This window comes from Streptomyces sp. NPDC000410 (assembly GCF_040300305.1).
Lineage (GTDB): Bacteria > Actinomycetota > Actinomycetes > Streptomycetales > Streptomycetaceae > Streptomyces.
In genome coordinates this window covers 287,115-297,568 of record NZ_JBEPDM010000005.1, presented here as the reverse complement: position 1 = coordinate 297,568, position 10,454 = coordinate 287,115, and the positions used below count along the sequence as shown (strand labels likewise).

The 10,454-nt window shown below is 71.1% G+C and carries 9 protein-coding genes; 3 read left to right on the top strand and 6 right to left on the bottom strand.

The window, feature by feature from the left end; all coding sequences use genetic code 11:
* Positions 1 to 140 precede the first annotated feature (140 nt).
* From ABT342_RS09820 to ABT342_RS09810, 3 genes are all read right to left on the bottom strand, one after another.
* On the bottom strand, positions 141 to 1,472 hold the full coding sequence (locus ABT342_RS09820) for an erythromycin esterase family protein (protein ID WP_351569616.1): 1,332 nt from the start codon (positions 1,470 to 1,472) through the stop codon (positions 141 to 143).
* Between the two features lie 112 nt (positions 1,473 to 1,584).
* Positions 1,585 to 2,358 (bottom strand): hypothetical protein, encoded by a 774-nt coding sequence (locus ABT342_RS09815; protein ID WP_351569613.1) that lies wholly within the window; start codon positions 2,356 to 2,358, stop codon positions 1,585 to 1,587.
* Between the two features lie 108 nt (positions 2,359 to 2,466).
* Positions 2,467 to 3,708, bottom strand: coding sequence for an exo-beta-N-acetylmuramidase NamZ family protein (locus tag ABT342_RS09810; RefSeq protein WP_351569610.1), 1,242 nt, complete (start codon positions 3,706 to 3,708; stop codon positions 2,467 to 2,469).
* A 233-nt stretch (positions 3,709 to 3,941) separates the two neighbouring features.
* Between ABT342_RS09810 and ABT342_RS09805 the strand changes: the two genes are divergently transcribed.
* From ABT342_RS09805 to ABT342_RS09795, 3 genes are read left to right on the top strand one after another with little or no spacing between them, the layout of a single operon-like run.
* Positions 3,942 to 4,718, top strand: a complete 777-nt coding sequence (locus ABT342_RS09805; protein ID WP_351569606.1) for an SDR family oxidoreductase — start codon at positions 3,942 to 3,944, stop codon at positions 4,716 to 4,718.
* Positions 4,715 to 6,367, top strand: a complete 1,653-nt coding sequence (locus ABT342_RS09800) for an AMP-binding protein (protein WP_351569603.1) — start codon at positions 4,715 to 4,717, stop codon at positions 6,365 to 6,367. Before ABT342_RS09805 ends, ABT342_RS09800 begins: the two co-directional genes overlap by 4 nt.
* 34 nt (positions 6,368 to 6,401) lie before the next feature.
* Entirely contained in the window at positions 6,402 to 6,995 is a 594-nt protein-coding gene (locus ABT342_RS09795; protein ID WP_351569600.1) for a TetR/AcrR family transcriptional regulator, read from the top strand.
* A 74-nt stretch (positions 6,996 to 7,069) separates the two neighbouring features.
* On the opposite strand, the gene ABT342_RS09790 is transcribed toward ABT342_RS09795, so the two are convergent.
* From ABT342_RS09790 to ABT342_RS09780, 3 genes are all read right to left on the bottom strand, one after another.
* Positions 7,070 to 8,284 (bottom strand): acyl-CoA dehydrogenase, encoded by a 1,215-nt coding sequence (locus ABT342_RS09790; protein ID WP_351569597.1) that lies wholly within the window; start codon positions 8,282 to 8,284, stop codon positions 7,070 to 7,072.
* Between the two features lie 8 nt (positions 8,285 to 8,292).
* Complete coding sequence (locus ABT342_RS09785) at positions 8,293 to 9,318, bottom strand: phosphotransferase family protein (protein ID WP_351569595.1); 1,026 nt, start codon at positions 9,316 to 9,318, stop codon at positions 8,293 to 8,295.
* A 195-nt stretch (positions 9,319 to 9,513) separates the two neighbouring features.
* Complete coding sequence (locus tag ABT342_RS09780; RefSeq protein ID WP_351569593.1) at positions 9,514 to 10,425, bottom strand: MBL fold metallo-hydrolase; 912 nt, start codon at positions 10,423 to 10,425, stop codon at positions 9,514 to 9,516.
* Positions 10,426 to 10,454 lie beyond the last annotated feature (29 nt).

Sequence of the window (10,454 nt, the reverse complement as noted above, 5' to 3'; positions counted from 1 at the left end):
CTTGTTAGGCTGCCGCGAGTATTCACGGAACGTGAAAAATGGAACCGTCATTTGCACTTGGTCAGTTGTTAGCCCCCACGCAACACTGAATGAGGACCCGGCCCGGCCCCGCGCCGTTCCAGAGCCGTTTCAGAGCCGTTTCAGAGCCGGTCGGCCGCGGTGACCCGGTGCAGATGGATCAGCGCGTCGTACGAGGTGGCGAGCCGGACCGGCTCCGGCTCGGCCGGCCAGGAGTTGCCTATGCTGCGCGTCTGGCGGACCGTCCCCAGCCACTCCCGTGCCGCGCGCGGAGCGGTCCGCATGTCGAGGTAGAAGTCCCGGCGCGACACCTGCTCCAGGGTGTGCTCGTTGCTGCCGGCGGGCATCGGGCCGACGCTGAAGGTACGGATCGGCTCGGCGGGGTCCGTCACGTCGAGTGCGTTGAACGACCCCTGTCCGAAGGTGAATCCCACGTTCACATAGCCGGCGCCCAGCGCCTCGCGCAGGAAGGCCCCCTGGAGTTTGGGGTACTGCGCGGGGTTGCTGGTCTCGTACCCCACGTGTCCGTTGTGTGCGGAGAGCAGTATCCGGTCGCCGGTCCGCCGCTGCCACCACACCGTGTTCTCGGCCATGACCTGGTCGCGGTAGCGCATGGCCTTGCCCAGGTCGGCGGGGTCGAAGAAGTCGTAGGAGAACATGCGGCCGGTCTGCGCGATGGCCCTGGCGTGCTGGAGCACCCAGGCGTGCTCCGCCCGGTCGGGACCGGGCCGCTGCTTCGCGAGCAGGTCGTACGCCTCCTGGACGTCCCGGGCCATCCGCCCGCGCTCGGGCAGCGGCTTCTGTAGATACGCGTCCATGGACTCATCCACGCCGCCGGTGGGCCGTGACGCCCGGTACAGCGCGGTGACACGGGGCGACAGCTCCGGGTAGTGCGTGCCGACGTACGCGGTGACCCGGTCGAAGAGCGCGGGCCCCGCATGGCCGACGTCGTTGCCCATGAACCGCACCGGGTGGCCGGGGTGGCGGAGGTTGTGCTGCCGCATCCAGTTGACCAGGTCCAGATACTCCTGGGTGTCCCACATGGCGTACGAGTTCTGGAACTCCTCCCGCATGATCTGCCGGGGATCTCCCTTGCCGTGCAGCACGAAGTCGTCGAGGCGCAGCCCGGCACTCCAGTTGGCCTCCAGGGCGAAGGTGGTGAAGCCCTTGCGCTCGACGAGGTACTCGAAGATCCGGTGCTTGGTGGTGAAGAACTCCTTGGAGTTGTGCGTGGCTTCGCCCACGCCCACGACCTTCGCGTCGCCGACCATCCGGCCCAGCGGCCGCAGATCGTCCAGGGGCCGCGCCGAGGCGGCCAGAGCGCGTAACGGATCGTCCGTGGTGGGAGGGGCCGGCCTGGCGCGGGCGACGGGCGCTGTCACGACGAGCGCGCCGAGGCAGATCACGAGCAGCAGAAGTCGTTGCAGCCGATGGAGCGGTGTGTGCGAGTACATGGATCAAGGATGTGCGGACGGACCGGGCACCGGACAGCCGGTCAGCACCCCTTGCGTACGGGGGTTGACCCCCCTGCCGGAGGTTCGGCCAACACCACCGCGCGCGGCGGGATCACGCCCTGTGCGTCCCCGGAGCACCCGGCCCCTCCGGGGCTTCGGGAGGCCCGGGGGGAGGGGTCGCCCCCGGCGTCCCGTCCGTACGGTCCGGGTGCTCCCCGGTCTCCCGCGCCGCCGCCCGTGCCTTCAGGATCAGCAGCACGCCGGCCGTGATCGTCCACACCGCGAGCAGCAGGGGCGTCAGCCATGCGCTGAACGGCCCGGCCAGCGACACGATCGCCACCACCAGCCCGGCCCAGCCCAGCCATTCCGGTACGGCCTTCGTCGTCGCGGCGACCCGCCACATCGCGAAGAGCATCACCGCCGCCCCCACCATGGCCGCGACCAGCAGCGCGTACGCCAGATCCAGCAGCAGGACCGCGACCAGCACCGTCTGCGGCAGGACCAGGAACGCGTCCGAACGGCTCGCCGATATCGCGTAGATGTTGCCGACGAGCGCCGCGCCGATGAGGAACACGGTGAACACGCAACCGCCGACCAGGACCAGATGGGACCGGTTCCCGGCGAGCCGGGCCAGCGCCACCAGGAACCACATGAACAGCAGCCCCGCCCCCACCAGCAGCACCGCCGAGGTCTCGGAGAGATCCAGATTGCCCTGCTCGCTGTAGAAGACGAGCGTGGCCCCGAGGCCGCCCGGTTCCCCGGTGTCCGGGGTGCGCCACATCAGCAGCACCAGTCCGGCGATCATCAGGCAGCCGGACACGATCCCCGCGATACCTGGCCAGAGTGCTCCCCTGAAGGTCTCTCCCGAGCTCTGCGTCGCCATCATGTGGGCCTCCCACACGAGCAATTCCGGCGGATCACGGCTAATCCTGCAGGGAGCCGGATAATGCTGTGAAATACCGGAGGAATAGGACCCCTGCCCTATTTTGCCACCTCAGCGGTAGGCGAGATACCGCTGGCGCACGGCCCGGAAAGTCGCCAGGTCCCGCTGCCAGGCCCCCACCACCTCGTCCGTCCCGGCCCCCGCGTCGATCATCGTGCGCACCCGCGTGGAGCCCGTCAGCTTGTCGATCCAGTTGTCGGGCCGCCAGGCGAACCCGCTCCAGCTGCGCTTCGCCGTCACCAGCAGGCCGATGCCCGTACGGAGCGGGTCGAACGCCTCCCGGTCGTGCACGTGCAGCTGCACGCCGCCGACCGTCTTTCCCTGGAACTTGGAGAACGTCGGGGCGAAGTACGCCTCGCGGAACCGCACCCCGGGGAGCTCCAGGCCGTTCGCTGCCGCGGCCCACGCCCGGTCGATGCCCTCGGCGCCCAGCAGCTCGAACGGGCGGGTGGTGCCGCGGCCCTCCGAGAGGTTCGTGCCCTCGAACAGGCAGGTCCCCGCGTACACGAGCGCGGTGTCGGGCGTGGGCATGTTGGGGCTCGGCGGCACCCAGGGAAGCCCGGTCGCGTCGTAGAAGTCCCCGCGCCGCCAGCCCGACATCCGGACCGTCTCCAGCTCGACCGGGGCCTTCAGGAACTCGCCGTTGAAGAGCCGGGCCAGCTCGGTCACCGTCATCCCGTGCGCCTGCGCGATCGGCTCACGGCCCACGAAGGTCGCGAACTCCTTGTCCAGCACCGGCCCCAGCGCCGCACGCCCGGTGACCGGATTGGGCCGGTCCAGCACGACGAAGCGCTTCCCGGCGAGCGCCGCCGCCACCATGCAGTCGTACAGCGTCCAGATGTACGTGTAGAAGCGCGCGCCGACGTCCTGGATGTCGAACACGATCGTGCCCACGCCCGAGGCCGTGAAGATGTCCGCGAGCGCCTGACCGCTCTTCAGGTACGTGTCGTAGACCGGCAGCCCGGTCGCCGGATCGTCGTAGCGGCCCTCGGAGCCGCCCGCCTGGGCCGTCCCCCGGAAGCCGTGCTCCGGCCCGAAGACGGCGACCAGGTCCACCCGGTCGTCGGCGTGCATGACGTCCACGATGTGGCGGGCGTCGCGGGTGATCCCGGTCGGGTTCGTGACCACGCCGACCCGCTCGCCGGACAGCAGTCCGTATCCGTCGGCCGCGAGCCGCTCGAAGCCGGTTCGGAGGCGGGCGCGTCCGGCGTGCGCCGACGCGGGCACGGAGGCCGAGGCCAGTGCGCCCGCCGCGCCCCCCGCCACCAGCAGACCTCGTCTGGACAGGCTCATCGCGCTACCTCCGTGATCGGTCCCCTGATCGCTCCGTCTGTCATGGCCACGCACGCTAGCGCGCCGCCAGGCCGTGCGGAACGATCCGGACAGGGCGGGTCACGCCCCTTCCCGAGGGCATACCGACTGGTTAGTCTGTCGATGGGTCGACTGGGCCCGGCCGGAGTGACCAGAGCTGCCCGGCCGGCCGGATCGACCGCAGCGAGCCGCGACGGAGAGGCAGGTGGGTCCCGATGAGCACGGCGACAACTACGGTGCAGGGTGCGGGTGTAGTGGTCACGGGCGCGGGTGGCGGCATCGGCGCCGCCCTCGCCCGGCGCTTCGTCGCGGAGGGCGCGCGCGTCGTCGTCAACGACATCGACCCGGGCAGGACCAAGGCCGTCGCCGACGAGATCGGCGCCACCGCCGTCCCCGGCGACGCCTCCGCCATCGTCGCCGACGCACGGGACGCGCTCGGCGGCAGCGTCGACATCTACTGCGCCAACGCCGGACTCGCCTCTCCCGGCGACGCCTTCGCCGACGAGGGCGTGTGGGCCGCCGCCTGGGACGTCAACGTCATGGCGCACGTCCGCGCGGTCCGTACGCTGCTGCCCGACTGGCTGGAGCGCGGCAGCGGCCGCTTCGTCTCCACCGTCTCCGCGGCCGGACTGCTCACCATGATCGGCGCCGCCCCGTACAGCGTCACCAAGCACGGCGCGCTCGCCTTCGCCGAATGGCTCTCCCTCACCTACCGCCACCGCGGTCTCAAGGTCCACGCCATCTGCCCGCAGGGCGTACGCACGGACATGCTCAAGGCGGCGGGGTCCGCGGGCGAGCTCGTCCTCACGCCGGGCGCCATCGAGCCCGAGGACGTCGCCGACGCGCTCTTCGACGGCATCGAGGCCGATCGCTTCCTGATCCTGCCGCACCCCGACGTCGCCGCGTACTACCAGGCCCGCGCCGCCGACACCGGCCGCTGGCTGGCCGGGATGAACCACATCCAGCAGAAGTGGGAGGACACAGGCAAGTGACCTCGATCTACGCCGCCAAACCCTGGCTGTCCAGGCTCACCGACGCCCAGCGCGCGCCGGTCACCCCGCCCGCGACCGTCGTCCACGCCCTGCGCGCCGCCGCCGCCCGCGCCCCCGGGCGCACCGCGCTCGCCTACTTCGACGGACGCCTCGACTACCGCGAGACCGACGCGCTCTCCGACTCCGTCGCCGGCCATCTCGCCGCCCGGGGCATCGAGCGCGGCGACCGCGTGGCCCTCATGCTCCAGAACACGCCGCAGTTCGTCATCGCGCTGCTCGGCGCCTGGAAGGCGGGCGCGATCGTCGTCCCGCTCAACCCCATGTACAAGTCGGCCGAGGTCGCCCACGTCCTCAGGGACGCGGACGCGGCGGCGCTGATCTGCGCGGACCGCGCCTGGGAGGCGTATCTGCGGGAGACCGCGCGGGACTCACCGGTACGGTTCGCCCTCACCACCTGCGAGCTGGACCTGCAGAGCCGCGGCGACGCACGCGTCCTCGGCTTCGAACGGCTCCCGCGGCCCGACGACACCGACGACCTCGTCGCCGTCGCCAGGGCCGGCCACCGGGCCCCCGCCGGCCGTGACCCCGGCTCCGCCGACGTGGCGTTGATCAGCTACACCTCCGGCACCAGCGGCACCCCCAAGGGCGCCATGAACCCGCACGGCGCCATCACCTACAACGCCGAGCGCCAGCGCACCGGCCACCCCGTACCGGAGGGCGGCTGCTACTTCGCGCTCGCGCCGCTCTTCCACATCACGGGAATGGTCTGCGAACTCGCCGCCTGCATCGCCAACGCCGGGACGCTGGCCCTCGCCCACCGGTTCGACGCGGGCGTCGTCCTCGACGCCTTCCTGGAGCACCGCCCCGCCTACACCGTCGGCCCGTCCACCGCTTTCATGGCGTTGGCGGCCCACCCCGGCGTCACCCGCGACCACTTCGCCTCCTTCCAGGTCATCTCCTCGGGCGGCGCGCCGCTGCCGCCCGCCCTGGTCGAGAAGTTCCGCGCCGCCTTCGGCCCGTACATCCGCAACGGTTACGGCCTCACGGAGTGCACCGCCCCCTGTGCCTCCGTACCGCCCGAACACGAAGCCCCGGTCGACCCGGACTCCGGCACCCTCTCGGTCGGCGTCCCCGGCCCCGAGACCGTCGTCCGGATCATCGACGACAAGGGCGACGACGTCCCCTTCGGCGAACCGGGCGAGATCGCGGTGAGCGGCCCCCAGGTCGTCCCCGGCTACTGGCGGCTGCCCGATGCCACCGCCACCGCCTTCCCCGACGGCGAGCTGCGCACCGGCGACATCGGCTTCATCGACGCCGACGGCTGGCTCTACGTCGTCGACCGCAAGAAGGACATGATCAACGCCTCGGGCTTCAAGGTCTGGCCCCGCGAGGTCGAGGACGTCCTCTACGCCCACCCCGCGGTCCGCGAGGCGGCCGTCGTCGGCGTACCCGACGCCTATCGCGGCGAAACGGTGAAGGCGTACGTCAGCCTGCGCCCGGGAGCCTCCGTGGACCCCGACGAGCTGGCCGGCCACTGCAAGGAGCGGCTGGCCGCGTACAAGTACCCACGGCAGATCGAGGTACTGGAGGAGCTCCCCAAGACGACTAGTGGGAAGATCCTCAGGCGGGAACTGCGTTCTCGGACATGAACAGTGTGAGTTGAGCGAAAGGCGGGTGGCGGCAATGGCCAGGACGACGGACGGGAGCGGCACTCCCGTCCCCCAGAGGCTGCTGGCCACCGCCACCCGACTCTTCGCCGAACAGGGGTACGACCGCACGTCGGTCCAGGAGATCGTGGAGGCGGCCGGCGTCACCAAGGGCGCGCTCTACCACTACTTCGGCTCCAAGGAAGACCTCCTCCAGGAGGTCTACTCGCGTGTGCTGCGGCTCCAGCAGGAGCGGCTCGACGCCTTCGCCGACGCCGACGCGCCCGTCGAGGAGCGGCTGCGGGCCGCCGCCGCCGACGTCGTCGTGACGACGATCGACAACCTCGACGACGCGGCGATCTTCTTCCGCTCCATGCACCACCTCAGCCCCGAGAAGAACAAGCAGGTCCGCGCGGAGCGCAGGCGCTACCACGAGCGCTTCCGGGCCCTGATCGAGGAGGGGCAGCAGAGCGGGGTGTTCTCGAACGCCACCCCGGCCGACCTGGTGGTCGACTACCACTTCGGCTCGGTCCACCACCTGTCGACCTGGTACCGGCCCGACGGCCCCCTCACCCCGCAGCAGGTGGCCGCGCACCTCGCTGACCTGCTGCTGCGGGCCCTGCGCCCGTAGGGCCCGTCCTTCGGATCCTGCCGGCCCCGGATCCTGCCGGGCCGATCCGAAGGACAGGCCCTGGGGCCCGGCCGCTAGAGGTACTTCTTCAGCTCCCGCCGGGCCAGCGACCTCTGGTGCACCTCGTCGGGCCCGTCCGCCAGCATCAGGGTCCGTGCCCCCGCCCACAGCTCGGCCAGCGGGAAGTCCTGGCTGACGCCGCCCGCGCCGTGCACCTGGACCGCCCGGTCGAGGATGTCGACGACGGCGCGCGGGGTGGCGATCTTGATGGCCTGGATCTCGGTGTGGGCGCCGCGGTTGCCGACCGTGTCCATCAGCCAGGCCGTCTTCAGCACCAGCAGCCGCAGCTGCTCGACGGTGACGCGGGCGTCCGCGATCCAGTTCTGGACGACCCCCTGCTGGGCGATCGGCTTGCCGAAGGCGGTACGGGACACGGCGCGACGGCACATCAGCTCGATCGCGCGTTCGGCCATGCCGATCAGGCGCATGCAGTGGTGGATCCGGCCGGGGCCGAGGCGCGCCTGGGCGATCGCGAAGCCGCCGCCCTCCTCGCCGATGAGATGCGAGGCCGGGACACGGACGTCGTCGAAGAGGACCTCGGCGTGGCCGCCGTGGAGGTGGTCCTCGTAGCCGTACACCTGCATGGCGCGCTTGACCCGCAGACCAGGGGTGTCGCGCGGGACGAGGATCATCGACTGCTGGCGGCGGATGTCCTCGCCGTCCGGGTCGGTCTTGCCCATCACGATGAAGACCTTGCAGTTCGGGTTCATCGCCCCGGAGATGTACCACTTGCGGCCGTTGATGACGTACTCGTCGCCGTCGCGCCGGATGCGCGTCTCGATGTTGGTCGCGTCGGACGAGGCGACGTCGGGCTCGGTCATCGCGAACGCGGAGCGGATCTCCCCGGCCAACAGCGGCTCCAGCCACTGCTTCTTCTGCTCGTCGGAGCCGAACTGGGCGAGGACCTCCATGTTCCCGGTGTCCGGGGCCGCGCAGTTCAGCGCCGTGGGCGCCAAGTGCGGGGACCGGCCGGTGATTTCCGCGAGCGGCGCGTACTGGAGGTTGGTCAGCCCGGCGCCGTACTCCCCATCGGGCAAGAAGAGGTTCCACAGGCCCTGCCTACGGGCCTCGGCCTTGAGCTCCTCCACGACCGCCGGGGTGTCCCACGGCGAGGCGAGCCGGGCGTGCTGCTCGTGCGCGACCGCCTCGGCCGGGTACACGTGCTCGTCCATGAAGGCGAGCAGCCTGGCCCGCAGTTCTTCGGTGCGTGCGTCGAACGCGAAGTCCATGAGTGTTCTCAGCCTTCCTGGAGGGTGGTGAGGCCGTGCTCGATGAAGAGCGGGACCAGCTCGCCGATCCGGTCGAACCCGGCGCCGACGGTCTGCCCCAGCGTGTAGCGGTAGTGGATGCCCTCCAGGATCACGGCGAGCTTGAACCACGCGAACGCCGTGTACCAGGAGATGGCCGAGGTGTCGCGGCCGGAGCGGGCGGCATAGCGCTCGACGAGTTCGGCGGCGTCCGGGTGGCCGGGGGCCCCGGCCGTCGTGCTGATGGGGGAGTCGGGCAGCTCCAGCTTCTGGCTGTACATCACCAGCAGGCCCAGGTCGGTGAGCGGATCGCCGAGCGTGGACATCTCCCAGTCGAGGATCGCCTTGATCGTGTCGTCGTCGCCGATCAGCACGTTGTCGAGCCGGTAGTCGCCGTGGATGACGGCGGGCGCGGGGGACCCGGGCAGCGAGCGGCCGAGGGCGGCGTGCAGCTCGTCGATGCCCGCGAGCTCGCGGCCCCGGGACGCTGCGAGCTGCTTGCCCCAGCGGCGCAGCTGCCGGTCGAGGAAGCCCTCGGGGCGGCCGAAATCGCCGAGACCCACCGAATCGGGCTCTACGGCGTGCAGTTCGACGAGCGTGTCGACCAGGCCGAGGACGGCGCTGCGGGTGCGCTCGGGGCCGAGCGGGGCGAGCTGTTCGGCCGTACGGTACGGAGTCCCGTCGACGAACTCCATGACGTAGAACGGCGCCCCGAGCACCGACTCGTCCTCGCACAGCAACAGCGGCTCGGGCACCGGGACCGCCGTCGGGTGCAGGGCGCTGATGACCCGGTGCTCACGCTTCATGTCGTGCGCGGTGGCGAGCACATGGCCGAGCGGGGGCCTGCGCACGACCCACCGGCCGTCCGCGCCGTCGCTGACGGCGTACGTCAGGTTGGACCGGCCGCCCTGGATCAGCCGGGCGCTGAGCGGTCCGGTCACCAGGCCCGGCCGGCGGCGGTCGAGGACGCCGCGCAGCTGCTCGAGGTCGAGGCCTGGCGGGTGGACTGAGCTCATCGTGGGCACCTCCGGAGGCGGTGAACAGGTCCCCACCATGATGACCGACCAGTCGGTATGTCGTCCAGAGCGTCGGCCGAAAGGTCGTTGTGCCCTCTAGCTCGCTCATCGCATGCCTGGATGCAGTTCACGTATGAAATCCGGGTCCGCCCGGCACGACAGCGGCGCACCCCGAAAGTGCCCCGCTGCCGGCGCTCACGCGTGACAGGCCACCGGCTTCCCTCCGTTCATCACCGTCATGTCCGTGAAGACCGTCACGAGATCCAGCGGTGAGCCCGCCGGCAGGCCGTCCAGCTCGGCGTACGCGCGGTGCAGATTGGCCACCAGGCGCTCGCTCTCGCGCAGTTCCGCGAACTCCCCGAGGTCGGCGCCCTGGGCCGTCTCCAGCGGAGTGAGGCCCTTGGCGCGTCCGGTCTCGGCGAGCGCGGCGACGTACCGCAGATAGCGCTCCGTCGCGTCGTACGCCGACGGATCGGTGACCGGGCCGTGCCCCGGGACCACGGTCGTGGCGTCCAGCGAGCGCAGCAGTGCGAGGGAGCGCAGCGACCCGCTGAGCGAGCCCATCGGAAGGAAGGGCGTACCCCCGCTGAAGATCAGGTCACCGGTGAAGACGATGCCGTGCTCCGGGAGATGCACGATCGTGTCCCCGACCGTGTGCGCCACGCCCGGGTGGATCAGCCGCACCTCCGTCCCGGCCGCGTGGAGCGTGAGCCGCTCGCTGTACGTCAGGTCGGGCGCGGTGATCGTGATGTCGCCGAACTCGGTCTCGGGCCAGATGAGGTCCAGCTGCCGTCCGGCGGCGAGAACCTCCCTGCGGCACGCCTCGTGGCCGACGACGGTCGCCTCCGGCGTGAACACCGCGTTGCCGTAGGTGTGGTCGCCGTGGTGGTGCGTGTTGACGATCGTGCGCGGCGGCGGCGCGCCGGTCGCGAGCAGCGCCTCGCGCAGCAGCTGTGCGCGCCGCTCGGTGGCGGCGGTGTCGACGAGGACGGTGGACTCGCCGTCGCTCAGGAAGGCGGCGTTGTTCAGGCACCAGCCGCCGTCGGGCTGCACATAGGCGTGCACGGACGGCGCGAGCTGGACGGTGTACGGATCAGTGGCAGGCACTGGGCTCCCCCGGGAGTGGTCGGACCGAC

Coding starts and splice junctions, on each gene's coding strand:
- ABT342_RS09820 (WP_351569616.1), bottom strand. CDS start 1,472: ATGTACTCGCACACACCGCTCCATCGGCTGCAACGACTTCTGCTGCTC.
- ABT342_RS09815 (WP_351569613.1), bottom strand. CDS start 2,358: ATGATGGCGACGCAGAGCTCGGGAGAGACCTTCAGGGGAGCACTCTGG.
- ABT342_RS09810 (WP_351569610.1), bottom strand. CDS start 3,708: ATGAGCCTGTCCAGACGAGGTCTGCTGGTGGCGGGGGGCGCGGCGGGC.
- ABT342_RS09805 (WP_351569606.1), top strand. CDS start 3,942: ATGAGCACGGCGACAACTACGGTGCAGGGTGCGGGTGTAGTGGTCACG.
- ABT342_RS09795 (WP_351569600.1), top strand. CDS start 6,402: ATGGCCAGGACGACGGACGGGAGCGGCACTCCCGTCCCCCAGAGGCTG.
- ABT342_RS09790 (WP_351569597.1), bottom strand. CDS start 8,284: ATGGACTTCGCGTTCGACGCACGCACCGAAGAACTGCGGGCCAGGCTG.
- ABT342_RS09785 (WP_351569595.1), bottom strand. CDS start 9,318: ATGAGCTCAGTCCACCCGCCAGGCCTCGACCTCGAGCAGCTGCGCGGC.